Raw genomic sequence first — 25,245 nt, 5'->3', positions numbered from 1 at the left:
ATTGTCCAAGCGTTCGGCGCCATCATATCGGGGTCCCCGCTTTCGCGGGGATGACGGGGGGGAACGGCGTGATGGTGTCATTCCCGCGAAAGCGGGGACCTCGCAGTTCAGGGCCGCTCTGCAAGTTCCAGCAGATCTTCCCACGAAGGATTACTCGCTTCGATCAACGCTATCTTCCACGCGCGTTTCCATTTCTTGATGCGTTTTTCGCGTAGGATCGCCTCGTTTATGTCCTGATGCTCCTCATACCAAACCAGCGTTTTGCATTGGTATTTTTCGGTGAAACCAGAGATGAGGCCATTGCGGTGTTCGTTGGCGCGGCGGACCAGATCGTTTGTGACACCGGTATAGATCGCGCCATGGGGGCGAGAGGCCATGATGTAGACGTGGTAGGGCATGGCCCGTAGTTTGAGTGGTCAAGGGTTAACGGTTTATTGATGAAATTCCGGCTGAAGCGGGAAGTTCGCAGTTGTTGGGTTGGACTGCCGGTTCATCGGGGTCCCCGCTTTCGCGGGGATGACATGTGGGGACGCGGTGGACACTAGCGCTGTCATTCCCGCGAAAGCGGGGACCTCGATGAAATGACGTGGTGCGCTGATTCATCGGGGTCCCCACTTTCGTGGGGATGACAATTACGCTGTTCCTGCCGTCACCGCCCTGAGCCTGATCAACGCCAGCAGCGTATCGACCGTCGGTGTCTCCACCCCCACCAGATCGCCCAGCTCGGCGACGGAGCCTATCAGGGCGTCGATCTCCATCGGCCTTCCAGCGTCCAAATCCTGCCACATAGACGTGCGGTGCGCGCCGACGGCGGCGCCTCCGTCTATGCGTTTTTCGACAGTGATGGGGAATTTGACGCCCAGGGTCTCGGCGACCTGTTGGGCCTCTACCATCATCGCGCGGGCGACGGCGCGGGTGCCGGGGTCGGTGCAGAGCTGCTCCAACGTGGCGTGTGTCAGGGCGGAGATCGGGTTGAAGCTGAGATTGCCCCAGAGCTTGACCCAGATCTCGTCGCGGATTTTGGGGCGCACAGGCGCTTTCAGTCCGGCCTCGATCAGCTTTTTCGACAGGGCAAGCGCGCGAGGTGATTTCTCGCCGGAGGGCTCGCCCAGGGTGAAACGATTGCCCTCGATATGGCGGATGACGCCGGGTTGGACGACTTCTGCGGCCGGGTAGACGACGCAGCCCAGCGTCTTTTCGGGCGTGAAGGTATGCCATTGCGCGTCGCCGGGGTCGACGGAGGCGAGGCGCGTGTTTTCATGGGGCCCGTCGAGGCCGTAGAAATACCACCACGGCACCCCGTTGACGGCGGAGACGACAGTGGTGTCGGGCCCGATGAGCGGCGCGATTTTGTCCACCACGGGGGGCACGGAATGCGCCTTGAGCGTGATGAAGACGTAGTCCTGCGGGCCGAGGAAAGTGGCGGTGTCCGACGCGATGACGTCGACATTGACGTAGCCGTTTTCGTCCATGAGCGTGAGGCCGTTGTCCTGCATCGCCTCCAGATGCGGCCCGCGCGCGATCATCGAGACCTGCGCGTCGGTTTGGGCCAGTTTGGCCCCGAGATAGCCGCCGATCGCGCCCGCGCCGAAGATGCAGATTTTCATTTGGTTAACCCCAGCTTTTCGGCCATGCCGATGCGTTGCATCTTGCCGGTGGCGCCTTTGGGGATCTCGTCCATGATGACGATGTGTTTGGGGATTTTGAAGGCGGCGACGCGGGTTTCGGCAAAGGTCTTGAGGTCTGCTTCGGTTGTGGCGGGGTTGGACAGCACGATGGCCGCGCCGACCTCCTCGCCCAGCTTGGGGTGCGGCACCGCGAAGCTGACCACCTGCGCCACATCGGGGTGGTCCATCAGCATTTCGTCGATTTCGAGGGGGGAGATCTTTTCGCCGCCCCGGTTGATGATTTCCTTCAGGCGGCCGGTCAGCGACAAGTAGCCGTCCGCGTCGAACTGACCCTGGTCGCCGGTGCGGAACCAGCGTTGCCCGTCCACTGTGAAGAAGTTGTCGGCATTGGCTTTGTCGTTGTTTTCATAGCCCGGGGTGACGTTGGGCCCGGAAATGACGATTTCCCCGGTGCCTGTGATCAGGCGCGGCTCCGCTTCATGGGCGATGCGCACCTGCGGGCCTGCCTCGACCCCGACGGAGCCGGGCTTTTGCACGCGCGGCGGCAGCGGGTTGGAGGCCATTTGGTGGGTCGCCTCCGTCATGCCGTAGCCTTCGATGACGGGGGCGTTGAAGGTTTCCACCAGCGCCGCGAAGACCTGCGGCGGCAGGGAGGCCGACGACGACCGCAGGAAGCGCAGCGGGTTGGCGGCGATAGCCTCGGCGTTACGGGGGGCGCGCGACAGGATGGCCTGATGCATGGTGGGCACGGCGGTGTACCAGCTGGGCGCGGCCTCCTCCATCCAGGTGAAGAATTTCAGCGCGTCAAAGCCGGGCGCGCACCAGACCTGCCCCCCCGCCGCCAGCGTGGCGGAGACGGCGGCGATCAGCCCGTGGATGTGGAAGAGCGGCATCACATTCATGCAGCGGTCCTGCGCGGTCAGGGCCAGCGACGCCTCGATGTTGCGCGCCGACGCCACGACGTTCGAATGCAGCAGCGGCACGATCTTGGGGCGCGAGGTGGTGCCCGATGTGTGCAGGATCAGCGCCACGTCATCCGGGCCGGGCGCGGCGGTGTCTGCGCCGTCCAGCGTCTCCCCGTCCAAGGCCAAAGTGAAGGCCCCCGCCGCATGTTCGGGGCGCACATGCAGCCGGATCACCGCGATGCCCAAGCCAAGTGCTGCGGCCAGGGCGGGGCCGTCATAGCCCTCCATCACCACCAGCGCGCGGGCTTTCAGGTCGTCCAGATAGAACGCGTATTCGTCTTGCTTGTAGCCGGGGTTCAAGGGGGCGGTCACCGCCGCCTGCGCCACGCAGACAAAGGCCGATGCCATCTCCGGCCCGTTGGGCAGCACAATCGCCACCCGGTCGCCGCGCCCGATGCCGAAGCCGTGCAACGCGCCTGCCACATACCCCGCCTGATCGCGCAACGCGCCGTAGCTCAGCCACGCCCTGCCCGGCGCGCCAATCGCAAAATCCGGGGCGTCATGATCGGCAATCAGGGAGGCAAAATTGGGCATATCGTGTCCTTCATCATCAGCCCCCCTGACCTGCCGCAGGGCGCGGGGGAGTGCAAGGGTTCAGGCAGTCTTGGTCTCCGCGTCATAGGGCTCAATCAGCTCAGGGCCCGAGGCGCGGTTGGAATTCACGGCCGGGTCCACGCGGAAAAACTCCAGCTGTTCGGGCGGGGCGGCGGTCATCAGGGTGGCCGCGCCATGCCCCTCCTCGCCCAGCCACAGCCCGTAATCCGCAGGCGCAATGGTCACGGGCTGGCGCGAATGCAGCTCCGCCATGCGGTCATTGGCCAAGGTGGTGACAATGGCGCAGGTGGTATGGGCCTCCCCGTCCCGCTCCCAGCGCTGCCAGACGCCGGCAAAGGCCAGCGCCTCCTCCGCTGCGGGGTGGATATACCAGGGCAGCCGGTTGCCAGTCTCATCCTTGGTCCATTCATAAAACCCGGTGGCGGGGATCAGGCAGCGGCGCTGCCGGACGGCAGCCTTGAAGGCGGGTTTCTCCGCAATCGTCTCGCTGCGGGCATTGATCAACAATGGCCCGCCATTGGGCTTGGCGTACCAATGCGGGATGAACCCCCAGCGCATGGAGGTCACATGCCGCACGCCCGCATCCGAGGTCACGGCGCAGACCTGATTGGTCGGGCAAATATTGTAATTCGGCACATCGGGCAGATCATTGGCGAGGGTCGCGCCAAACATCTGGCTCATCGCATCATGCGGCAATGTCAGTGCTTGGCGTCCGCACATGGCCGCGTCCCCATCATTGTTTCAAAAATACCTCGGGGGTTTGGGGGCTGGCCCCCAATAATCCGGAGGGGTCTGGGGAGGCAGAGCCTCCCCAGCGTGTCGACGCGCCAGAGGCGCGGCGAAACTGCTTACTGCTTGGTGATGCGGCCTTCGACAGATATCGCGTTGTCACCATTGGCGGCCATATACTCCGCCACAACATCAGCCACGTCGGGGCCAAAGTCATAGGCGTTCTCGGCGGTGGTGAACATTTTGAACCCGTCCCCGCCATTGCGCACGAAGTTGTTCGACGCAACACCATAGGTCTTGGCCGGGTCAATCGGCACGAACGCGTCGCCCTCCATCACCATGACCTCTTTGATGCGGCCCTCATTCGGCGCGACCGAGGCGTCCCACGTGTATTTCAGACCTGCCACCTGCGGGAAGCGGCCTTTGACCTCCTCCACTTGGCTCACGCCGTTTTCCAGCGCGTCAATGATGGTCTGGCCCGACACCTGGAACGTGGACAGCGTGTTCTGGAACGGCAGCACGGTCAGCACCTCGCCCATCGTCACTTCGCCCGCGTCAATCGAGGCGCGGATGCCGCCGGAATTCATGATCGCAATGTCGATGCCCTGATCTTTCACCCGCGCCAGCATGGCGTCGGCGATCAGGTTGCCCATGGCACATTCCTCAACCCGGCAGACCGAGCGGTCGCCTTCCAGCGCACCCGCCGCATTGGCCACGACCTTATTGCGGATCTCATCGAGCGGGCCTGCCAGCTCGCCGATACGGGCGACGATGGTTTCATCCTCAGGCACGCCGCCGTCAATCAGCAGCGGCTCGCCTTTGGCCTCGGTGATCTTGCCTGCGTCGTCGAAGGTGACGTTCAGCTCGCCCAGGAACTTGCCGTAGGCATAGGCCTGCACGATCGCCGTGTCGCCGACCATTACGGGGTAGACGTCCACCGCGCGGTCCTGCGTATTCGACAGCAGCGTGTTGGAGTGGCCACCGACGATCACATCCACACCCGTGGTATTGGCCGCGACCACCTTGTCGACCGCGAAGCCCGAGTGCGACAGCACCACGATCTTGTTCACGCCCTCGGCGGTCAGCTTGTCCACCTCGCCTTGCACCGCGCCTGCGGGCTCGGTGAAGGTGATGTTTTTGCCCGGTGACGCCAGATCAGGGGTGTCCTGCGGGGTCAGCCCGATCAGGCCGATCTTCTCGCCGCCGCGCTCGATCACCGTCGATTTGGCCAGCTTGCCCGCCAAGGCAGGCTCGCCCGAGACATCGGCGTTGGACATCAACACGGGGAAGTTGACCGACGCCATGAAGCCCGCCAGCACCTCCGGCCCGTCGTCGAATTCGTGGTTGCCAACGGTCATGCCGTCATAGCCCAACCCGTTCATCATCTCGGCCGCGACCTTGCCCTTGTAATAGGTGTAGAACAGCGTGCCCTGGAACTGGTCGCCGCCATCCACCAGAATGGAGTTGTTGGTGCGCGCGCGCGCGTCCTTGACCGCGTTGACCAACCGCGCCCAGCCGCCGAAGCATTCGCCGGCGGTGTTGTCCTCGGCAGAGCAGCCGCTGTCATATTTGCTGATCGGCTCGAACCGCGCGTGGAAATCGTTGGTGTGCAGGATGGTCAACGAATAATCCGCCGCCGCGACCCCGGTGCCCAGTGCAAGCGCCGCCGCAGATGTCATGAATGTCTTGAGCATAGGATAAATCCCCCAGTTGAATGGATCGTATTTGATTGCCCCCAGCTTGGCGGCAGGCCCGCCCAGAGTCAAAGGGCTATCGCGCTTGACCCTGCGTCCGGCACAAGGCAAGTCATGGCCATGCTGATTTACAAGATACTGACCCGCGCCCAATGGGCAGAATTTGAACAGAACGGCGTTTTCAAAGGCGCGCCGATTGATCTGGCCGACGGGTTCATCCATTTCTCCACCGCCTCCCAGGCGCGGGAGACCGCCGCCAAACATTTCGCGGGCCAAGACGGCCTGTATCTGGCCTGGGGCGACGCGGACGCGATGGGCGGCGCGTTGAAATGGGAGGTGTCGCGGGGTGGCGACCAATTCCCGCATCTCTACCGCGACTGGCCCATGTCAGAGGTGCTGGGCCACGCGGAACTGCCGCTGAAGGGTGGCCACCACCAGTTCCCGGAGGGCATCGCATGAGCCTGCTGGAACGCATCGGGCTGCCCCTTCTCAAAAGCTTCCCCCCCGAAACCGCGCATGGGCTGTCGATCAAGGCGCTGAACATGGGGCTGGCGGGCGGGCGTGGGCCGGTCACCTCCCCCCGGCTGAAAACATCCGTCGCGGGCATCGAGATGGCCAACCCCGTGGGGCTGGCGGCGGGCTTTGACAAGAACGCGCAGGCCGTGGGGCCGCTGTCCAAAGTGGGGTTCGGTTTCCTTGAGGTCGGCGCCGCCACCCCCCGCGCCCAGCCCGGCAATCCCAAGCCGCGCCTGTTCCGGCTGGACGAGGACCAGGCCGCCATCAACCGGTTTGGCTTCAACAATGACGGCATGCACGCCATTGCCGACCGGCTGGACGGCGCGCGGGCGACCATCCCCGTGGGCCTCAACCTTGGGGCCAACAAGGACAGCGCCGACCGCGCCGCCGACTTCGCCACGGTGCTGGAGCGCGCGGGCGATGTGGTGGATTTTGCCACCGTCAACGTCTCCTCCCCCAACACCGAGCGTTTGCGCGACCTGCAGGGCAAAGCCGCGCTGCTGGACCTGCTGGACCGCGTCATATCGGTGCGCAACGCCCATGCCCGCGGCACGCCGATTTTCCTGAAAATCGCCCCCGACCTGAGCGGCGACGAGCTGGCCGAGATTGTCGAGGTCGCGGCCCATACCAAGATCAACGGCATCATCGCCACCAACACCACCCTGTCGCGTGACGGGCTGCAAAGCCCGCACAAAGGCGAAGCGGGCGGGTTGTCCGGCCAGCCGGTGTTCGAGGCCTCAACCCGCGTGCTGGCGCAGCTGTCCAAGCTGACGGACGGCAAGCTGCCGCTGATTGGCGTGGGCGGCGTCAGCAACGCCGAACAGGCCTATGCCAAGATCAAGGCCGGCGCGTCGGCGGTGCAGTTATACACCGCGATGGTTTACGCCGGCGTGTCGCTGGCGGCGGACATCGCCAAAGGGTTGGACGCGCTGCTGGAACGCGACGGGCATGCCTGCCTGCAAGACGCCGTTGGCACCGGGAGAGACGCATGGCTGTAACCATCTGGCACAACCCGCGCTGCAGCAAGTCGCGCCAAACATTGGCGCTGCTGGACGCGCCCGAGGTTCGGCTTTATCTGAAGGACCCGCCAAGCGTTGCCGAGATCACGCAGGCCTTGGCGCTTCTGGACATGGCCCCGATCGAGCTGATGCGCACCGACGAGACGCTGTTCAAGGAATTGGGCCTGAGCAAGTCAGAGGACGGCGCCACGCTGATCGACGCCATGGCGCAAAACCCGATCCTGATCGAACGCCCTATCGTTTTTGCCAATGGCAAGGCCGCCATCGGCAGGCCGCCAGAGGCCGTGCTGGCGATCATCTAGGAATTTTCGGGGATCGGCCGCCGCATGAGCGGCAGCCGATATGTTTTGTGGCGCTACAAGCAGTCCGCCAAAGTGGTCGCCATATTGCGAATGAGCTGCGGATAAAGCGCGGCCCCCAACTCAAGCTCTGCCCCAAGTGGGTCGATCACACCGGTTTGCGCATCTGTGCCTTCCAGAACGGTAGCGATCAGGCCCGCGTTGAACTGGGGTTCTGCCAGCACGCAATCAATGCCCTCTTCGCGGATGCGCCCTTGGATTTCAGCGATGCGCGCCGGGCTTGGGTCCGCGGCATCCGCAATGGAGATTGCGCCAGATGCCGGGAAATCGAATTCCGCCTCGAAATACTGATAGGCATCGTGGAAGACGATGAAGCTGCCGCCGCGCACGGGCTCAAGTGTGGCGGTTACCTCGGCTGACAATGTCTCGATCTCGGTTTTGGCAGCGGCGGCATTGGCGAAATAGGCCCCGGCATTGTCCGGGTCAGCCGCCGACAACTGTGCGGCAATCACGTTTAGCCAAGTGCCCGCGTTTTGGAGCGAAAGCCAGGCGTGGGGGTCGTGATCGCCATGCGCATGGCCCTCGTGATCATCATGGTCATCGTGCTCGGCATGTTCTTCATGCTCATCGTGGTCCGCATGTTCTTCATGACCATGCTCATCGTGATCGTGTTCATCGTGATCTTTTCCTTCGGCATGTTCCTCGTCAGCATGGTCTTCGTCAGCATGCTCGGCATGGTCGTGCTCTTTGTCTTCCGCGTGATCATCGTGGTCGTCGTGGTCATGATCTTCGCCCTCGGCATGGTCGTCGTGATCATGCGCCTCAAACAACGTGCCTTCCCGGAAGTCGAGGAGCTTGGTCCCCTCCGTCTCCAGCAGTGCGGTGACCGACGCCTTCGCGGCCAAATTGCCTATCGCGTCCTCCAGCCAGGGGGTCAGATCTTCGCCCATCCAAAAGACCAGATCGGCATTCTGCAAAGCCGCCGCCTCGGAGGGGCGCAAGCTGTATTCATGCGGGGAGGCGCCGGATTGCACGATCAGATCCGGCGCACCAACGCCATCCATCACCCGGGCCACCAACGAATGCACCGGTGCGATATCAACCGCCACGCTGGGGACGTCGGCGACAGCCGTGCCGCCCAACAATATGGCAGCTGTAGAGAGTGGGAGAAGCTTTCTGGACATTGGGGACCCCATGTGATTTTATAACATTAACATCCATCTATATGATATGGAATAACATGACAAGTGACGAACGCGCTGCGGCCAAAGGCGACCCCACACCGCTGGGCTTTGAACGGCATGATCACGACCAGTGCGTGGCGCAGGCCTTGTCGGCGGCTGAATCGCGTTGTGCCCAACAGGGCCTGCGCCTGACGCCTGTTCGGCGCAAGGTGCTGGAGCTGCTTTTGCAGGAACATCGCGCGCTTGGGGCCTACGCAATTCTGGATCTGCTGCGGGACGCCGGGTTCGGGTCCCAGCCCCCCGTCGCCTACCGGGCCCTCGAATTTCTGTCCGAGCATGGGTTTGTCCACAAGATTGAGCGATTGAACGCCTTTGTCGCCTGCGCTCACCCGGGCGAACATCATTCGCCCGCCTTCATGATCTGCCGACTTTGCGACGCCGTCGCCGAGGCGCAATCCGCCCCCGCCAAAGGCGCGCTTGGCGACGCCGCACGGGCGGCCGGGTTTCAGATTGAAAAGACGGTTGTTGAGGCTGAAGGGGTTTGCCCCGGCTGTTCGGACAAGGCCCCGGCATGAGCCTGATCTCCGTGAAGAACCTGAGCATCGCCTACGGGGCGCACGTTGTCCTTCGCAACGTCGCGCTTGATTTGGAGCCCGGGGAGATCGTCACCATTGTCGGGCCCAACGGCTCCGGCAAGACCAGCCTATTGCGCGCGATTATCGGGGCAACGACCCCCGTCAGCGGCGACGTCCGCCAAAAGCCGGGCATCAAGATCGGATACGTGCCGCAACGCCTGCATATTGACCAGACGCTGCCAATCACCGTGGAACGCTTCATGACCCTGACGGATCGCGTGGGGACGGACGCCTGCAAAGCCGCCTTGGGCGCGGCCGGCGTGCCCGACCTTCTGAAACGGCAAATGTCGGGCCTGTCCGGCGGGCAGTTCCAACGCGTCCTGCTTGCGCGCGCGTTGATCAACCAACCCGACGTGCTGCTGCTGGATGAGGCGACCCAGGGGCTCGACCAACCGGGGTCCGCCGCGTTTTACCAGCACATCGAGGCGGTGCGCAACGACACCGGATGCGCCGTCCTGATGATCAGCCACGACCTGCATGTCGTGATGAGTGCATCGGACCGGGTGATTTGCCTCAACGGGCATGTCTGCTGCGAGGGCACCCCCGCGGTCGTCGCCTCCGCGCCCGAATACCGGGCGTTGTTCGGCGCCGGAACGGGCGGCGCCCTTGCCCTGTACCGGCATGAACATGATCACCACCATGAGCATGACCACGCGCACCCGCATGACCACGACCATACGCATGAGCATGAGCATGAGGTTGCAGAATAGTGTTTGACGATTTCATGACCCGCGCCACGCTCGCCGGCGTCGGCGTGGCCTTTGCGGCGGCGCCCTTGGGATGTTTCGTGGTCTGGCGGCGGATGGCCTATTTCGGCGACGCCACGGCCCATGCGGCGATCCTGGGCGTGGCCCTGTCCCTGACCTTTGAGATGTCAATTTTCCCCGGCGTCCTGGCCGTGGCCCTTGTGATGGCGCTGACGGTGACGCTTCTGGCGGGACGGGGTTACGCCATGGATACCCTGTTGGGGGTTCTGGCGCATTCCGCCCTGGCCTTCGGCCTTGTTGCGGTCTCCTTCCTGTCGGGCATTCGGATTGACCTGATGGCCTACCTTTTTGGCGACATTCTTGCGGTGTCGCGCACCGACCTTTTGGTGATTTGGGGGGGCGCGGCCATGGTGGTCGCCTTGATCATGTGGCGGTGGGCGGCCCTGCTGACATCAACGTTAAACGAAGAGCTGGCCCATGCCAGCGGCATCAACCCGAAACGCGAACAGCTGATCCTCACGCTATGCCTGGCCATAACCGTTGCGGTCGCCATAAAGGTGGTCGGCGTCCTGCTGATCGCCGCGATGTTGATCATCCCCGCCGCCGCCGCAAGGGGGTTGGCCCGCACCCCCGAAGCAATGGCCATAATCTCGGCATTCATTGGCGCGGCATCGGCGGTTGCCGGGCTGCAGGGGGCCTACCTGTTCGACACCCCCGCGGGACCATCGATTGTCTGCGTCGCCGCGTTTCTCTTTGCCGCTTTGAACGCCATCGGGTGGCAAAGCCAGCGCCGGTGACCTTGTTAAGGTTTGGAGCGCAGTAGTTACCCGTCCCCCGCCGCCGCCGCGCGCTCCAATGCCGGGTATTTTGCGCCAAGGGTCACGCCGCGCGCGATGAAGCTGATCAAGAGCGCCGCCCAGAGGCCGTGGTTGCCCAGCCACGGCATCAGCGCGAAGATCGCGGCCCAGTAGATGACGAAAGACAGCATCATCATGTTGCGCATGTCGCGGCCTCGGGTGGCGCCGATGAAGATGCCATCCAGCATCCATGCGGCGCAGCCCACCAAGGGGGCGGCGACCATCCACCACAGATAAAGCCGCGCGTCGGCCTGCACCTCGGGGGCTTTGGCCATGACGTCGATCAGCCACGGGCCTGCCAACGCGAAGAAGGCGGACATGGACACGCAAACCATGGCCCCGCCGCCGGAGGTGACGATGGCCGAACGGCGGACGCGTTCAGGCAGGCCGCGGCCATAGGCGCGGGCGATCAGCGTCTCGGCGGCGAAGGCGAAACCGTCCATCGCATAGGCGGTGATATACATGAACTGGATCAGCACCTCGTTGGCGGCCAGCGTCACGTCGCCAAAGCCCGCCCCGAGGAACACGAAAGACGAGAAGATGATCATCAAAAGCGCGGAGCGGATCAGGATGTCGACATTGACCAGCATCATCTTGATTAGCCGCGCCCGCGCGAAAATGCGCGGCCATTCGCGCCATGCGGGGTGATCAAAGGCAGAGCGGCAGAGGTAGAGGCCCAGTGCGGCACCCGTGACCTCGGCGATGACGGTGGCAATAGCCACGCCCTCCACCCCCCAGCCGAAGCCGAGCACGAAGAGGAAATCGAGCGCCACGTTGATCCCGTTCATCACCAGCTGCACCCAGAAGACGCCGGTGGTTTTTTCCATCGCGACCAGCCAGCCGGTCAGCGCGTAGACGGCAATGGCGGCAGGGGCGGACCAGATGCGGATATAGAGGTAGTCGCGGGCGAGGCTTTCGACCTCGGGCGTGGCGGGCGACAGGGCGAAGGCGGCCAGAAAGATCAGCGGTTGCAGGACAATCAGCAGCAGCCCGCCCGCGCCCGCGATCAGCAGGGCACGGGTCAGAAGGGCGGAAACCTCGGCGCGGTCCCCTGCCCCCTCGGCTTGGCCCACCATGCCGACCGTGCCCATGCGCAGAAAGCCGAAGATCCAGTAGATCGTGGTCAGGATGATCGCGCCCATGGCGACGGCGCCAATGGGCGCGGCCTCCCCCAACTGGCCGACGACGCCCACATCGACGGCGCCCAGGATCGGCACAGTGGCGTTTGACAGCACGATAGGCAGCGCGATTTTCATCACGCGGCGGTAGGTGATGTCCTGTAAAGGAGCGCTAGCCACCTTGCGGGGGAGGCATCAGGAAATGCCCGGTGGCCTGCGCAAACAGCCGGTCGCGATTGTCTTGCCACGCCTCGACATGGACGCTTGCGTAGCGCCGGCCGGAGCGGTTGATGCGCGCCCGCGCATAGCCGTCGCGCGGCAGGCCGGAGCGCAGATAGTCAACGGTAAAGTCGATGGTCTTGGGGATGCGCGGCATCACATCGCTTTCCGGGTCGATGCGCCCGGCCTCCAGATCGGCCCAGAGGGTAGCCCATGTGAGCTCAACAATCGAGGTGACCTCCAGAAATGACGCCGTGGCCCCGCCATGCAGCGCCTGCAGCGCGGGGTTGCCGACCAATTCGGGCTTGTAGGGCAGGATCGCCGTCAGCTCGTCGCCGCGGCGTTCAAATTCGATGCCCAGAAAGCCGATATAGGGCACCGCGCCGGTGAGCTTATTCAACATCGCGTCGCGGCGGGTTTTGACGACTTGCACGGGTTCGGGCGTTTTCATTGTTTGCCCCCCTCTTTCGCACGCTGAAACGTGAAGGCCCCCGTGGCCGCCGCCACCGGACGGTCCGTGTCTTCATCCCAAGCGGTTGCGCGAACGAAGGCCACGGCGCGAGTGACGTGGTAGCAGTTGGCCTCGGTCCGGATACGCTGGCCGGGGGTGGCGGCGCGCATGTAGTCGATGCGCAGGTCAATCGTGGCGGTGGAAATCGGGGCATCAGGGTGGCTCATCACCGCCGCGCCGCCGCATGTGTCCATCAGCGCAGACACCGCGCCGCCATGGATGACCCCGGTGCGCGGGTCGCCCACTAGCTTGGCGTCATAGGGCATCGAGATCACCGCGCGCCCCTCCCCGATCTCATCGAGCGTCATGGCGAGCGCTTTGGAGAATGGGATGGCCTCGATAAACTGTCGTGCCAATTTGGTGCGGTCGGTCTGTGTCATTGGGCCTGCGCTCTGTTGCTTGCCGCCCAGTTAGTCAGGCCCGGGCGGAACCCGCAAGCCGGAATAGCCGGGTGATGTATACATTATCTCCGACATTAAAACTGGAAATATTTGCGCAACGCGTTCAGTATGGAACCGTCACCCAAGATATTGTAAACTGTAGCCATGCCCACAACCCGCCTCAGCTTCAAAGACATGTGCGCCGAATTCGACGTCACCCCGCGCACGCTGCGGTATTACGAATATATCGAACTGCTGCAGCCCGAACGCGACGGCCGGTCGAGGTTTTACCACGCCCGCGAAGTGGCGCGGATGAAGCTGATCATGCGGGGCCGCAAGTTCGGATTCTCGTTGGAAGACATCCGCCAATGGCTGGACCTGTACGACACCACCGAGAAGAACACCGCCCAGATGCAGGCCTGGATTGAACTGGCCGACGCCCAGATGGGCGAGCTGACCAGCCGCCGCGACCAAATCGAAGAGGCGATATCGGAATTGCAGGCCCTGCGCGACCAGGTTGCCAAAGGGCTTTGAGGTCCGAGCCTGCCGCCAAACGCGATTCCCGCCGCCTCCGATGCCTCAAAAATGACGAAAAACCTGAGGTTTTCCCCGTATTTCGCCAATTTTAAGCGCTTTGGCTGCGACAGAATATTTCCTATGACCTAGGGTTACCTTTGCTGACATTACGTCAACCTCGTTTTGACGCGACGTCACGTTTACGTAAACGTCAACTAAGGTTGTAAGAAGGGGGCAACACGCTCACGTCGCCCTCATCGACACTGATACTTAATTTGTATTTCGGCAAAGTGAGGGAAACACCATGACCGAGGAAATTATGACGATCCGTGAAATGTGCGAAGCCTTCGGCGTAACGCCACGGACCCTGCGCTTCTATGAAGCGAAGGAACTGATCTTCCCCGTCCGCGACGGGCAGAAACGACTGTACAACAGAAGCGACCGGGCGCGGCTGAAGCTGATCCTGCGCGGCAAGCGCTTCGGCTTCTCGCTGGAGGAAATCCGCCAGCTGCTGGACATGTACAACCTTGGTGACCAGCAAGAGACGCAGCTGGCCAAAACCTACGAGATCGCAAAAGACCGTCTGGCCGACATGATCCGCCAGCGCGACGAGCTGACCGAGGCCATCGAGGACCTCTCCAACCAGCTGCGCTGGGGCGAGAAGATGCTGGCCTCCTTTGACACCCAATCCATGCCCCGCGCCGCTGCGGGCTAACCTGACAAACGACGCCTAACCGGAGGACAACATGCCGACTTACACCGCTCCAGTAAAAGACATGCAATTCGTATTGCACGAGGTGCTGAACGTGACTGACCAGGAGGTCCCCGGATACGAGGACCTTGATGCGGATTTCACCAACGCAATTCTGGAAGAAGCCGGCAAAATCTCCTCCGAGGTGCTGCAACCTTTGAATGCCGTTGGCGACAAAGAGGGCTGCACGCTGGAAAACGGCGTCGTGCGCACGCCGACCGGGTTCAAAGACGCCTTCGACCAAATGAAGGAAGGCGGCTGGACCGCGTTGGATTGCGACCCCGACTATGGCGGCCAGGGCCTGCCCTACCTGATGGGCACGGCTGTGGGCGAGATGATGGTGTCGGCCAACATGGCCTTCAACATGTATCAGGGCCTGACCCACGGCGCCTATTCGGCCATCCACGCCCATGGCACGGATGAGCAGAAAGCCACGTATCTGCCCAAGATGGTCAGCTGCGACTGGACCGGCACCATGAACCTGACGGAGCCGCATTGCGGCACCGATCTGGGCCTGATGCGCACCAAAGCGGCCCCGCAAGATGACGGCAGCTACAAAATCTCCGGCCAGAAGATCTTCATCTCGGCGGGCGAGCATGACTTGTCGGACAACATCATCCACCTGGTTTTGGCCAAGATCGAGGGTGGCCCCGAGGGCATCAAAGGCGTGTCATTATTCATCGTGCCGAAATTCATGGTCAATGAAGACGGCTCGCTGGGCGCGCGCAACGGCGTGTCCGTGGGCAACATCGAAGAAAAGATGGGCATCCACGGCAATTCCACCTGCGTGATGAATTATGACGAGGCGACCGGCTACCTGCTGGGGACCGAACACAAAGGCATGCGCGCCATGTTCACCATGATGAACGAGGCGCGTCTGGGCGTGGGGCTGCAGGGCTACGCGCAAGCCTCCGTCGCTTATGAAAACGCCGCCTGGTACGCCAATGACCGGCTGCAAGGCCGCGCGGTAACAGGCGATGTGTACCCTGACAAACCAGCTGATCCGCTGATCGTGCACCCCGACATTCGCCGCAACCTGATGGACCAGAAATCCTTTGTCGAAGGCGCGCGCGCGTTTGTGTTCTGGGGCGCCAACCTGATCGACCGCCACCACCGCGCGGGCGATGATGACGCGGACGGGCTGATTTCGCTGATGACGCCTGTGATCAAGGGCTTCCTGACCGACAAGGGCTTTGAATATGCCACCGCGGCGCAGCAGGTTTATGGCGGCCACGGCTACATCGAAGAATGGGGCATGTCGCAGTTCGCCCGCGACGCACGGATTGCGATGATCTACGAGGGCGCAAACGGCGTGCAAGCGCTGGACCTCGTGGGCCGCAAGCTGGCGCAAGACGGTGGCAAGCATGTCATGGCGTTCTTTGAAATGGTCAAAAGCTTCATCAAGGAGAATTCCGGCGACGAGGCGTTCGACAAGGAATTCCTTGAGCCGCTGAAAGCCGCGTCCAAGGACCTGCAGGCTGCGGGCATGTATTTCATGCAGAACGGCATGAAGAACCCCAACCACGCCCTGGCTGGTTCTTATGACTTCATGCACATGATGGGCCATGTTTGCCTGGGCCTGATGTGGGCGCGTATGGCGAAAGCCGCGCAGGCCTCGCTGGATGGCGGCGCGTCGGACAAAGCGTTCTACGAGACCAAAATCGCCACCGGCCGCTACTACATGGCACGGCAATTGCCGGCGACAGCGATGCATCTGGCCCGCATCAATTCGGGCGCAGATACCGTAATGGCGCTTGAGGCGGCAAACTTCTAAGCTGGGGGCGGGGTGAACCCCGCCCTACCCCGCCGCATGTTTTGGGAGGATCCATGGCAGAGCGTTTCAAACCCACCCGCCGCGTCAACCTTGCGTTGACCGAACGCGGCTGGCGCAACCTCAAGAAATTCAGCACGGAGGCCGGTTTGGATGAGGGCGAGGCGATCTCGTTCCTCTTCGAGAATTTCGGCTCCGTCATGGACGAGGACAACCTCACCCACCGCTTGCGCATCTTCAATTCCGAGCTGGAGGCGCGCAAGAAATGACGCTTTGCCATTTGCGACCTTCCAACATGAGTATTTTTGCCAAAACGAAACCAGCAGACCGCCTTGAGCTTCGTTTTGGCTCAAATACTCAAATCCGCCCCCACCACACACGGAGCGCCAGACCATGATGAAACTGCATTGCTTCGGCGAAAGCGGAAACGCTTACAAAGCCGCCCTGACCCTTGAGTTGGCGGGCGTGCCATGGGAGCCCGTATTCGTCGACTTCTTCAAGGGCGCGGCCCGCAGCGAGGAATTCCGCGCGATCAACCCAATGGGTGAGGCGCCGGTCTTGCAAGATGGCGATCTGACGCTGACCCAGTCGGGTGTGATCCAGCAATATATCGTGGACCAGACCGGCAAACTGGGCGGTGCACCCGCCGACAAATACGAGGTGCTGCGCTGGGTCTTGTGGGATAACCACAAGATGTCGTCGCAGGCGGGCGTGACCCGGTTCCTGATGAACTTCCTGCCCGAGGACAAGCGCCCCAAAGAAGCCATTGGTTTCATGCAAGGCCGCCTGCAGGCCGCCTACAAAACGCTGGACGACCATCTGGCGGGGCGCGACTGGATCGCGGGCGACGGCCTGACCGTGGCCGACATCTCCAACTGCGGCTATCTGTTCTATGAAGAGCCCTTTGGCTTTGACCGCAAGGCCTGGCCCAACATTGACGCGTGGCTGACCCGGATCAGCGAGACGCCGGGGTGGAAGCACCCTTATGACCTGATGCAACGGGCCTATGCCGGATGAGCCGCATAGCCCACATTTTGCTGGATTATCCAAGCCCTGCCCGCAATGATGCGCACAAGGTTGCGGAGAATGTATGTTCAGCAAATTGGCGCTTGGCGCGATCTGGGGCTACCAGCAATATGTCTCTCCCCGCAAAGGGTTCCGCTGCGCCTATTCGGTGCATCACGGCGGCACGGGCTGTTCGGGCTACGCCAAATACGCGATCCGCGACCACGGCCTGTGGCGCGCCATCCCCATCATCCGGCAACGCCTGCGCGACTGCAAAGCGGCCTATGAGGATATCAAATCCAGCTGCACCTGCCGAAGCGAGCCGCTCAACGAAGACGCGCGCGCTGAGCGGGAGCGGCGGCGCAAGAAAGACGGCAAATGCAACGCGGGTGACTTCTGCATCGGATGCGGCGATTGCGGGGGCTGCGGCGGCTCTGCTGCGCGCAGCGCGGGCAGCAGCAAGATGTGTGACCTCAACCCGTGCGACGGCGACATTGGGTGCGGCAGCTGCGACGCGTGCTCTTGCGACGTGTGTTCCTGCGGCGGATAAACTGCACGAGGCCCGCGCATGATCCTCGCGGCCTTCATAATCGGCATGGCGCTGTGCGCCATGACGCTGGCGCTGATCCACGCTGAGGATAGCGGCGACAAGTTCGGCAGCGCCGTGGCGATGTTCGCCGCGTGGTGCGCCTTTGGGATGCTTTTGATGGGCGGGACATGGGGCCTCGGGATTGTGATCCCGGGACTGCTGGCCGCCGTGGTACTGGTTTTGCGAACAACGAATTTCGGCACGGCGATCTCGCCGCTTGCCCCTTACAAAATGCCCCTCGGGATTGGCGCGCTGGTGTGCAGCGTGCTGGTCTGGGTGGGCGTGCTCAACATGATGGAAGGACTCCCCAATGGCTGAAGCCTATATCTACGACGCCGTGCGCTCCCCCCGCGGCAAGGGCCGCAAAGACGGCGCGCTTCATGAAGTGACCGCCGCGCGCCTGTCGGCGCAAATCCTGAACGCCGTGAAGGAGCGCAACAACCTTGAAGGCCACGCCGTCGAGGACGTGATCTGGGGCAACGCCACCCAAGTGATGGAGCAAGGCGGTTGTCTGGCCCGCACGGCGGTGCTGGCCTCTGATCTGGATGAGCGTATTCCGGGCCTCTCCATCAACCGCTTCTGCGCCTCGGGCATGGAAGCCGTGAACCTGGCCGCCAACCAAGTCAAAGGCGGCGCGGGCGACGGCTACATCGCGGGCGGCGTGGAAATGATGGGCCGCGTGGCCATGGGCAGCGACGGGGCGGCGATTGCCGTGGACCCGTCCATCGCAATGGACAGCTACTTCGTGCCGCAAGGTATCTCCGCCGACATCATCGCGACCGAGTACGGCTTCAGCCGCGACGAGGCGGATCAGCTGGCGGTGCAATCGCAGCAACGCGCCAAAGCGGCGTGGGACGACAACCGGTTTGAAAAATCGGTGATCACCGTCAAGGACCAGAACGGGTTGCCCATTCTGGATCATGACGAGTACATGCGCCCAAACAGCGACATGCAGTCGATGGGGTCGCTGAACCCGGCTTTTCAGGCCATGGGCGAGGTGATGCCGGGCTTCGACAAGGTCGCGCTGATGAAGTACCCGCATCTTGAAAAGATCAACCACATCCACCACGCTGGCAACTCGTCGGGGATCGTGGACGGGTCGGCCGCCGTGCTGATCGGCTCCAAGGAATTTGGCGAGCAGTTCGGATTGACCGCGCGCGCCAAAATCCGCGCGACGGCCAAGATCGGGCTGGACCCGACCATTATGCTGACCGGCCCGGTTCCCGTGACCGAGCACATCATGAAGACATCCGGCATGAGCATCTCGGACATTGATCTGTTCGAGGTGAACGAGGCCTTCGCCTCTGTCGTGCTGCGCTTCATGCAGGCCTTTGACGTGGACCAGTCCAAGGTCAACGTGAACGGCGGATCGATTGCCATGGGCCACCCGCTGGGCGCCACCGGCGCGATCATCATCGGCACGCTGCTGGACGAGCTGGAACGCTCGGACAAAGAGGTTGGCATGGCCACCTTATGTGTCGCATCGGGCATGGGTGCCGCCACCATCATCGAGCGGGTGTAAGCCCCCGGTGGAAGACAGGCAGGCCATATCAGCCTCGGCAATCGCCGAAGAATTGCTGGAGATCACGGGTAACGCCATGATCACCGGCGATTTTGACGCGTTTGCGGCGGCGTTCCACCTGCCGAACACCATGACCACGTCGTCCGGAACCATCGTCGTCGAGGATGAAGACCATCTGCGGCGGGTTTTTAACGGGGTCCGCGAAAAGTTGAAAAATGCCGGCATCACTGAACTGGTACGCTTCGTCGAGGTGGCAGAATTCAGATCGCCCACGCAGATCGCGTCGACGCATATCTCGTACCTGTTGTCGGGAGGCTCCCAGCTAGAGGACCCCTACCCGGTCTTTTCGATCATCGAATTGATTGATGGCGACTGGAAAGGCGTATCTTCCGACTACGCGGTCAAACCGCGAGGCGCGCAGGAAAGCGCCATTCTTGGCAGCGGCGCGCCCTGCCCCATCCCTGGCAATAAAGAGTGAATGTGATGATCAATCGCCAGAAAGAGGAGACCGTGACATGACCCGTCTGTCCAAGCTGCGAGACGCAGCCGACATTCACCAAGCCCATCTGGACGCGCTCTCCATCGCGCAGCTGAGCGGCGACTTCGACGCCTTTCTGGCGGGCATCGGATTGCCCCACACCATGATCTGCGAAGACACCGAAACCCTGATAGAAAGCCCTGCCCATCTGGAACGGCTGTTTTTCTCTTTCCACCGGACGTTGACATCGCAGGGGGTGACCGAATTTGTGCGCCTGTCCACCGGGGCCGATTTCATCACCCCAGATGCGATTTGCGGCCAGCATGAAACGCATATCATCCGCGACGGGTTCCGACTGGTCCCCCCATATGCCAACCGCCTGCGGCTGGAACGGCTCAACGGCGGCTGGTTCGAAACCAAAGCCGCCAACGCCGTGAAATGCGACGGCGACCGCATGTTGATGCCCAGACCGTCCCGCAGCGCGCAGCCCCCGAAAATGCCAAGCTACGTGGCGCAGCGCGAATTGACCCAACCCCCTCGCTGGAGCTCTGAAAATGCCCAAGATTGATATCGCCTCGTTGCCCGTAAAGACCGGGTCCGGCTACCCCGGCCATCGCGCCGCCATGGTTGGCGACCGCCGCCAGGTCGCCCTTGGTGACCCCAGCGGCCTGACCCAGTTTGGGGCCAATCTGGTCACCCTGGGACCGGGCGCGCTGTCATCCCTGCGCCACTGGCACGAACAGCAAGACGAATTTCTGGTGGTCACCGCCGGGGTCTGCACCCTGATCGACGACAGCGGCGAAACAGAATTGCGCCCCGGCGACTGCGCCGCCTTCCCTGCCGGCGACGCCAACGGGCACCATCTGGTCAACAAGACCGACGCGGACGCGTCTTTTGTGGTCGTGGGCACCCGCACGCCCACCGAGATCGGCTATTACAGCGACGAAGACATGATGGTTACCGTCGAAGGCGGCACTTTCAACTTCACCCGCAAAGACGGATCGGCCCTTGAGTAAAGATCAGGCATATCCCGACGCGTCCGTTTCGCAGGCCGCCGCCAAGGCCATCTACCAGAAGTTTCTGGACGAGATGTCGGTTGCGGTGATGAATTACGACACCGATGTGCTGACCTCGCGTATCAAACTGCCGCTGCGGGTCACCACCCAGACCACGGATTTCTTGATGGAGTCAGAGGAAGACTGGCTGGTGATGATCAAGCGGATGCAGCGCAGCCTGCATGCGATGGGGATCAACCATTACATCCGGCTGGCCAACCGCGCCGAGTTCCTGAGCGAAAATTACATTGAGGGCACGCATATCACGCACACGTTGTGCAACTCGACGCCGATGATCCCGTCCTATGAAAACCGCGCAACCCTCAGCCGAGAGAATGGCGAATGGAAGATGACGCTGCTTGAGACCTCGCTGGTCAACAACAGCTACCCCATCGCCATCCCGCGGATTGACACCAGCGCCAAGCCGATCTTTTCCCAGACCGACGCCGAACGCGACATTCGGCGCACCAACTCCTCCCCGTTGCGGCTGTATCAGGAGTATTTGGACGCGCTGACCAAATCCAACATGGAAGACGATTTCGATGCCTGGTGCGAGCTGTGCGACTTCCCCCACACCGTGCATATGGAGCGGATCGACGAGGTCATCGAAAGCCCCGCCCAAATCCGCCCCTTCTTCGAGATGCTGAAGGAGCAGATCGAGCACCACGATATCGACGAATTCCGTCGCACCGCCCACCGGGCCGAATTTGTCAGCGCCACCCAGCTTTGCGGCTATCACGAGGCCACGCTCTACTCGAAGGGCAAGCTGAAGCTCGGCCCCGTTTCCAGCCGCTACATCCTGCGGCGCACCGGCACCAGCTGGCGCGCCGTGTCGATCACCAATTCAGTCAAGAATAACCAATTCCCCTATTCCATACCGGAGCTCAGCGACGCGCTGGTCTCCCTGCGAGACATCCAAGAAAGGACAACACGCACATGACCGACTTCACCATGAAAACCGACGCGGACGGCGTCGCCACCATCACATGGGACACCGTAGGCAAATCCATGAACGTCATGAACCAGCAGGGGTTTTACGACCTCGACGCGCTGATTGACGAGGCTTTGGGCGACGACAAGATCAAGGGCGTGATCCTGACCTCGGGCAAGGAGGGTTCCTTTGCAGGCGGTATGGACCTCAACATCATCGCCAAGATGAAGGAAAGCGCGGGCGACAACCCCGCCAAGGGCCTGATGGACGGGCTGATGGCCACCCACCAGATGCTGCGCAAGATGGAACGCGGCGGCATGGACGACAAAAACAAGGGCGGCAAGCCTATTGCCTGCGCCATGCAGGGCACCGGCCTTGGCATCGGCTTTGAGATCCCGCTGGCGTGTCACCGCATCTTTGTGGCCGACAACCCCAAGGCCAAAATCGGCCTGCCCGAAATTCTGGTTGGCATCTTCCCCGGCATGGGCGGCACCACGCGCTTGGTGCGCAAAATGGGCGCCATGGCGGCATCGCCCTTCCTGTTGGAAGGCAAGCTGAGCGACCCGAAGAAGGCCAAGATGGCCGGATTGGTGGACGAGGTTGTGCCTGTCGATGAGCTGCTGGCCAAAGCCAAGGAATGGGTCCTGTCGGAGCCCAAAATCGTGAAACCATGGGACGAAAAGGGCTACAAAATGCCCGGCGGCAAGCCCTATTCCGCCGAGGGCTTCATGACATATGTCGGCGCGTCCGCGATGATCAACGGCAAGACCCAAGGCGTCTACCCCGCCGCCAAAGCGCTGCTGTCGGCGGCCTACGAAGGCTCCATGGTGCCGTTTGACACTGCGCTTCGCATTGAGGCGCGCTGGTTCACCAATGTGCTGCTGAACCCATCGTCTGGCGCAATGATCCGGTCGCTCTTCATCAACAAGGAAGCGCTGGAAAAAGGCGCGGTCCGACCGCAAGGGATCGAAGACCAATCCGTCAAGAAGGTCGGCATCATCGGCGCGGGCATGATGGGGGCGGGCATCGCTCTGGTCTCCGCGCTGGCCGGCATCGAAGTGGTGCTGATCGACAGCAAACAGGAAGCCGCCGACAAGGGCAAAGCCTACACCACCGCCTATATGGACAAGGGCATCGCCCGCAAAAAGGCCACGGAAGAGAAGAAGGAAAAGGTGCTTGGCCTGATCAACGCCACCACCGATTACGCAGCCCTTGAGGGCTGCGACCTGATCGTGGAGGCGGTGTTCGAAGACGTGGGCGTCAAGGCGGAGGTCACCAAGAAGGTGCAAGCCGTCGTCGGCAAGGACTGCATCTTCGCCACCAACACCTCCACCCTGCCGATCACCGAATTGGCGAAGGCGTCCAACGACGAGGAGCAGTTCATCGGCATCCACTTCTTCTCCCCGGTGGACAAGATGCTGCTGGTGGAGATCATCAAAGGCGCCAAAACCGGCGACCGCGCGGTCGCCAAGGCGCTGGATTATGTCCGCCAGATCCGCAAAACGCCGATCGTGGTCAATGATGAGCGCTTCTTCTACGCCAACCGCTGCATTATCCCTTACATCAACGAGGGCATTCGCATGGTCACCGAGGGCGTGGAGCCCGCGCTGATCGAAAACGCCGCCAAGCTGGTCGGCATGCCACTTGGCCCGCTGCAACTGGTCGATGAAACATCCGTCGATCTGGGCGTCAAAATCGCCAAAGCCACCAAGGCCGCTTTGGGCGACGAATACGACGACGCCGTCGACGAAATCCTGTTCTGGATGGAGGCGGAGGGCCGCTTGGGCCGCAAAGCCAACGCGGGCTTCTACAGCTACGACGAAAAGGGCAAGCGTCAGCTGCTTTGGGACGGGTTGGAAGCCAAATACCCCGTCTCCGACGACCAGCCAGAACTGGCCGAGGTGCAGAACCGCCTGCTGTTCGCGCAAGTGCTGGAGGCCGTGCGCGCGATTGAGGACAACGTGCTGCTCGACATCCGCGAAGGCGATGTCGGCGCGATCCTGGGCTGGGGCTTTGCGCCTTGGTCGGGCGGGCCGCTGTCCTGGCTCGACATGGTCGGCACACCTTGGGCGGCGGAAACCACCAACGCGCTGGCCGAAAAGCACGGGCCCCGGTTCAAGGCCCCGGCTTTGCTGGAAGACATGGCCGCGAAAGGTCAGGAATTCTACGGCCGGTTTGACCCCGCCAAAGCGGCGTAAGTCACTAACATAGCTTGAAAAAGGCCCGCCCATAACGGTGCGGGCCTTTTTCTTTGGGGCCTAAATCAAGCTAAGCACCTTGGTAATCGACCCCAGAATTTTCGACACGGACACAAGGGCATTTGCCAACCTTTGGCGATCCTCCTTGATCTTCGTCAGGTCGGCCTCCGCCTGCTTGAATTTCTGGGTGACCCTGGCGTAGGGCGACCCATCATCGTCTTCGTCCTGCATCTGCTTGCGAATGATCCCAAGATATTCGGCATCCAAAGCGTCGATAGACGCCTCCAACGCCTTCTTGTCGGCCGCGGTCAGGTTGTCGGTTTTCAACTGGATCAGCAGCAAGTCACCCAACGCGTTCTTCAGCCGGTTCTTTGCAAGCCCATAATTGACGTTGGTAGCTGGCATATCCTCACTCCCTCACTGCTAATTGACCGCATCGCGTATCGCGTCGAGCTCTTGCAGGACCTCAACCACGTCCTTGATTGTGTCCTCGAAACTCTCCGGGCTTTTGGCGGCGATCAGATGCGCAAAGCGCAGCTTCTTCACTGCCGCCGGGGCGTTGCGCACCGCGCCAAGCAATTTGGACATTTCCAACCGTTGCTGGTCGTAATCCTGAAGCCGCGGGATGGCGTCGGAGCGGCTTCTATTGGCGCGCAGCACGCATCTGGTGGCGCGGTCCCAGGCGGCAACGGCCGCTTCCGTTTCGCGGGTGACGCGGCTGAGATCGTCTGACAGCAAAATTTCCAACCGGGCCAATGTGTCGACGTTGCTCCACATCACGTCCCTGATCTTTTGCTGCCTGCGCGATTCCCCTGCCCGGACGGCCAAGGCGACGCCAGCGGAAATGACACCTGCCTTCAGCGAGGACACATTCGCGGCCTTCAACAGATCGCCTGCGCCGGACTGGAATTTCTCTTTGGCCTCGTCCAGCTTGCTGATGCTGCCGCCACGCGACGCGTCTACCAGCGCCTCGACGTAGCTTTTGAGCGCTTTGCCCGCCGCTTCCTGTTCCGCCGCCAGCTTGGACACGTTGATTTTGGTGCGATCCTCGCCCAGCGCGTAGGGTCTGCCGTTCAGATAGTTGCAGACGTTCTGGTGCTCCCGCGCGCCGCGCAAGGCTTTGCGTTGCAACTCTCCGGGGGCTCCTACGAAAGACGCCGCTGCATTTGCAAGGCTTTGGAATTCTTCGCCCGTTTCTTGTGACAAAGGGTCCGTGCAGGCCCCCAGCAACACCATAAAAACGGCGAGAGCCTTTGGTCTGAGCGCGCTCAGCATCACAATCTCCTAAATCAAATCTCTTCGTCAAAATATGCAGGCAAGCGTACCCAACAAACCGATTCCATGCAAATCAGCCCCGCCCCGAACGCCCGGGCGCACCCGATGCAGCACCCCGTTCACGGCAGCTTGAGTTGC

At 62.2% G+C, this 25,245-nt stretch carries 30 protein-coding genes; 19 read left to right on the top strand and 11 right to left on the bottom strand.

Annotation, left to right across the window (positions count from 1 at the left end; genetic code table 11):
• Positions 1–107 precede the first annotated feature (107 nt).
• The 5 genes from Q0899_RS18745 to Q0899_RS18725 form a co-directional block, all read right to left on the bottom strand.
• Positions 108–398: a GIY-YIG nuclease family protein gene (locus Q0899_RS18745; protein WP_299194969.1), complete on the bottom strand. Its 291-nt coding sequence runs from the start codon at positions 396–398 to the stop codon at positions 108–110.
• 234 nt (positions 399–632) lie between these two features.
• The gene (locus Q0899_RS18740; protein WP_299194966.1) at positions 633–1,607 is read right to left on the bottom strand and encodes a 2-dehydropantoate 2-reductase; all 975 of its coding nucleotides are present in this window, start codon (positions 1,605–1,607) and stop codon (positions 633–635) included.
• Complete coding sequence (locus tag Q0899_RS18735) at positions 1,604–3,127, bottom strand: acyl--CoA ligase (protein WP_299194963.1); 1,524 nt, start codon at positions 3,125–3,127, stop codon at positions 1,604–1,606. The genes Q0899_RS18740 and Q0899_RS18735 overlap by 4 nt, the downstream gene beginning before the upstream one ends.
• Before the next feature lie 60 nt (positions 3,128–3,187).
• Positions 3,188–3,868: an SOS response-associated peptidase gene (locus Q0899_RS18730; RefSeq protein WP_298293173.1), complete on the bottom strand. Its 681-nt coding sequence runs from the start codon at positions 3,866–3,868 to the stop codon at positions 3,188–3,190.
• A gap of 128 nt (positions 3,869–3,996) precedes the next feature.
• Positions 3,997–5,571: a bifunctional metallophosphatase/5'-nucleotidase gene (locus tag Q0899_RS18725; protein WP_298293175.1), complete on the bottom strand. Its 1,575-nt coding sequence runs from the start codon at positions 5,569–5,571 to the stop codon at positions 3,997–3,999.
• A 120-nt stretch (positions 5,572–5,691) separates the two neighbouring features.
• On the opposite strand from Q0899_RS18725, the gene Q0899_RS18720 reads away from it, so the two are divergent.
• From Q0899_RS18720 to arsC, 3 genes are read left to right on the top strand one after another with little or no spacing between them, the layout of a single operon-like run.
• Positions 5,692–6,030 carry a DUF952 domain-containing protein gene (locus Q0899_RS18720; protein WP_299195425.1) on the top strand — a complete coding sequence of 113 codons (339 nt, stop codon included), beginning with the start codon at positions 5,692–5,694 and terminating at the stop codon, positions 6,028–6,030.
• Positions 6,027–7,085: a quinone-dependent dihydroorotate dehydrogenase gene (locus Q0899_RS18715; protein WP_299194959.1), complete on the top strand. Its 1,059-nt coding sequence runs from the start codon at positions 6,027–6,029 to the stop codon at positions 7,083–7,085. The genes Q0899_RS18720 and Q0899_RS18715 overlap by 4 nt, the downstream gene beginning before the upstream one ends.
• On the top strand, positions 7,076–7,408 hold the full coding sequence (gene arsC / locus Q0899_RS18710) for an arsenate reductase (glutaredoxin) (protein ID WP_298359795.1): 333 nt from the start codon (positions 7,076–7,078) through the stop codon (positions 7,406–7,408). The genes Q0899_RS18715 and arsC overlap by 10 nt, the downstream gene beginning before the upstream one ends.
• Positions 7,409–7,461: 53 nt before the next feature.
• Here arsC and Q0899_RS18705 read toward each other — a convergent pair whose 3' ends face one another.
• On the bottom strand, positions 7,462–8,589 hold the full coding sequence (locus Q0899_RS18705) for a zinc ABC transporter substrate-binding protein (RefSeq protein ID WP_299194954.1): 1,128 nt from the start codon (positions 8,587–8,589) through the stop codon (positions 7,462–7,464).
• Between the two features lie 56 nt (positions 8,590–8,645).
• On the opposite strand from Q0899_RS18705, the gene Q0899_RS18700 reads away from it, so the two are divergent.
• Genes Q0899_RS18700 through Q0899_RS18690 form a run of 3 tightly spaced genes read left to right on the top strand, consistent with a single transcriptional unit; the run spans position 8,646 to position 10,728 of the window.
• Positions 8,646–9,164: a transcriptional repressor gene (locus tag Q0899_RS18700; protein WP_298359801.1), complete on the top strand. Its 519-nt coding sequence runs from the start codon at positions 8,646–8,648 to the stop codon at positions 9,162–9,164.
• Positions 9,161–9,934 carry a metal ABC transporter ATP-binding protein gene (locus tag Q0899_RS18695; protein ID WP_299194951.1) on the top strand — a complete coding sequence of 258 codons (774 nt, stop codon included), beginning with the start codon at positions 9,161–9,163 and terminating at the stop codon, positions 9,932–9,934. The genes Q0899_RS18700 and Q0899_RS18695 overlap by 4 nt, the downstream gene beginning before the upstream one ends.
• On the top strand, positions 9,934–10,728 hold the full coding sequence (locus tag Q0899_RS18690) for an iron chelate uptake ABC transporter family permease subunit (protein ID WP_298293186.1): 795 nt from the start codon (positions 9,934–9,936) through the stop codon (positions 10,726–10,728). Before Q0899_RS18695 ends, Q0899_RS18690 begins: the two co-directional genes overlap by 1 nt.
• A 26-nt stretch (positions 10,729–10,754) precedes the next feature.
• On the opposite strand, the gene Q0899_RS18685 is transcribed toward Q0899_RS18690, so the two are convergent.
• Genes Q0899_RS18685 through Q0899_RS18675 form a run of 3 tightly spaced genes read right to left on the bottom strand, consistent with a single transcriptional unit; the run spans position 10,755 to position 13,016 of the window.
• Entirely contained in the window at positions 10,755–12,044 is a 1,290-nt protein-coding gene (locus Q0899_RS18685; protein ID WP_299195422.1) for an MATE family efflux transporter, read from the bottom strand.
• Between the two features lie 34 nt (positions 12,045–12,078).
• Positions 12,079–12,576 carry a PaaI family thioesterase gene (locus Q0899_RS18680; RefSeq protein ID WP_299194949.1) on the bottom strand — a complete coding sequence of 166 codons (498 nt, stop codon included), beginning with the start codon at positions 12,574–12,576 and terminating at the stop codon, positions 12,079–12,081.
• Entirely contained in the window at positions 12,573–13,016 is a 444-nt protein-coding gene (locus Q0899_RS18675) for a PaaI family thioesterase (RefSeq protein ID WP_299194948.1), read from the bottom strand. The genes Q0899_RS18680 and Q0899_RS18675 overlap by 4 nt, the downstream gene beginning before the upstream one ends.
• 165 nt (positions 13,017–13,181) lie before the next feature.
• On the opposite strand from Q0899_RS18675, the gene Q0899_RS18670 reads away from it, so the two are divergent.
• The 13 genes from Q0899_RS18670 to Q0899_RS18610 all read left to right on the top strand — a co-directional run bounded on the left by Q0899_RS18670 (position 13,182) and on the right by Q0899_RS18610 (position 23,832).
• A complete protein-coding gene (locus tag Q0899_RS18670; protein ID WP_298293196.1) occupies positions 13,182–13,550 on the top strand; it encodes a MerR family DNA-binding transcriptional regulator in 369 nt (122 codons plus the stop codon).
• Between the two features lie 286 nt (positions 13,551–13,836).
• Positions 13,837–14,247 carry a MerR family DNA-binding transcriptional regulator gene (locus Q0899_RS18665; protein ID WP_298293198.1) on the top strand — a complete coding sequence of 137 codons (411 nt, stop codon included), beginning with the start codon at positions 13,837–13,839 and terminating at the stop codon, positions 14,245–14,247.
• A 31-nt stretch (positions 14,248–14,278) separates the two neighbouring features.
• Positions 14,279–16,057, top strand: coding sequence for an acyl-CoA dehydrogenase C-terminal domain-containing protein (locus Q0899_RS18660; protein ID WP_298293200.1), 1,779 nt, complete (start codon positions 14,279–14,281; stop codon positions 16,055–16,057).
• Between the two features lie 53 nt (positions 16,058–16,110).
• Positions 16,111–16,323 (top strand): hypothetical protein, encoded by a 213-nt coding sequence (locus Q0899_RS18655; protein ID WP_299194947.1) that lies wholly within the window; start codon positions 16,111–16,113, stop codon positions 16,321–16,323.
• Positions 16,324–16,447: 124 nt separating this feature from the next.
• Positions 16,448–17,071, top strand: a complete 624-nt coding sequence (locus tag Q0899_RS18650; RefSeq protein WP_298293204.1) for a glutathione S-transferase family protein — start codon at positions 16,448–16,450, stop codon at positions 17,069–17,071.
• Positions 17,072–17,144: 73 nt separating this feature from the next.
• Complete coding sequence (gene yidD, locus Q0899_RS18645; protein WP_299194946.1) at positions 17,145–17,609, top strand: membrane protein insertion efficiency factor YidD; 465 nt, start codon at positions 17,145–17,147, stop codon at positions 17,607–17,609.
• 18 nt (positions 17,610–17,627) lie between these two features.
• Positions 17,628–17,966: a hypothetical protein gene (locus tag Q0899_RS18640; RefSeq protein ID WP_298293208.1), complete on the top strand. Its 339-nt coding sequence runs from the start codon at positions 17,628–17,630 to the stop codon at positions 17,964–17,966.
• Complete coding sequence (locus Q0899_RS18635; protein ID WP_298293210.1) at positions 17,959–19,170, top strand: acetyl-CoA C-acetyltransferase; 1,212 nt, start codon at positions 17,959–17,961, stop codon at positions 19,168–19,170. The genes Q0899_RS18640 and Q0899_RS18635 overlap by 8 nt, the downstream gene beginning before the upstream one ends.
• Positions 19,171–19,177: 7 nt before the next feature.
• Entirely contained in the window at positions 19,178–19,648 is a 471-nt protein-coding gene (locus Q0899_RS18630) for a hypothetical protein (RefSeq protein WP_299194945.1), read from the top strand.
• Positions 19,649–19,685: 37 nt separating this feature from the next.
• Positions 19,686–20,216: a hypothetical protein gene (locus Q0899_RS18625; RefSeq protein ID WP_299194943.1), complete on the top strand. Its 531-nt coding sequence runs from the start codon at positions 19,686–19,688 to the stop codon at positions 20,214–20,216.
• Positions 20,203–20,664 carry a cupin domain-containing protein gene (locus tag Q0899_RS18620; RefSeq protein WP_299194941.1) on the top strand — a complete coding sequence of 154 codons (462 nt, stop codon included), beginning with the start codon at positions 20,203–20,205 and terminating at the stop codon, positions 20,662–20,664. The genes Q0899_RS18625 and Q0899_RS18620 overlap by 14 nt, the downstream gene beginning before the upstream one ends.
• Entirely contained in the window at positions 20,657–21,643 is a 987-nt protein-coding gene (locus Q0899_RS18615; RefSeq protein ID WP_299194939.1) for a hypothetical protein, read from the top strand. The genes Q0899_RS18620 and Q0899_RS18615 overlap by 8 nt, the downstream gene beginning before the upstream one ends.
• Positions 21,640–23,832, top strand: coding sequence for a 3-hydroxyacyl-CoA dehydrogenase NAD-binding domain-containing protein (locus Q0899_RS18610; protein WP_299194937.1), 2,193 nt, complete (start codon positions 21,640–21,642; stop codon positions 23,830–23,832). The genes Q0899_RS18615 and Q0899_RS18610 overlap by 4 nt, the downstream gene beginning before the upstream one ends.
• Positions 23,833–23,892: 60 nt before the next feature.
• On the opposite strand, the gene Q0899_RS18605 is transcribed toward Q0899_RS18610, so the two are convergent.
• Positions 23,893–24,237, bottom strand: coding sequence for a hypothetical protein (locus Q0899_RS18605; RefSeq protein WP_299194935.1), 345 nt, complete (start codon positions 24,235–24,237; stop codon positions 23,893–23,895).
• Between the two features lie 18 nt (positions 24,238–24,255).
• Positions 24,256–25,107, bottom strand: a complete 852-nt coding sequence (locus tag Q0899_RS18600) for a hypothetical protein (RefSeq protein WP_299194933.1) — start codon at positions 25,105–25,107, stop codon at positions 24,256–24,258.
• Between the last annotated feature and the right edge of the window lie 138 nt (positions 25,108–25,245).

Origin of the sequence: uncultured Litoreibacter sp. (assembly GCF_947501785.1) — a bacterium.
In the GTDB taxonomy this organism is placed as follows: Bacteria; Pseudomonadota; Alphaproteobacteria; order Rhodobacterales; family Rhodobacteraceae; genus Litoreibacter.
The sequence above is the reverse complement of the archived record's forward strand: the minus strand, read 5'-3'. Positions and strand labels throughout refer to the sequence as shown.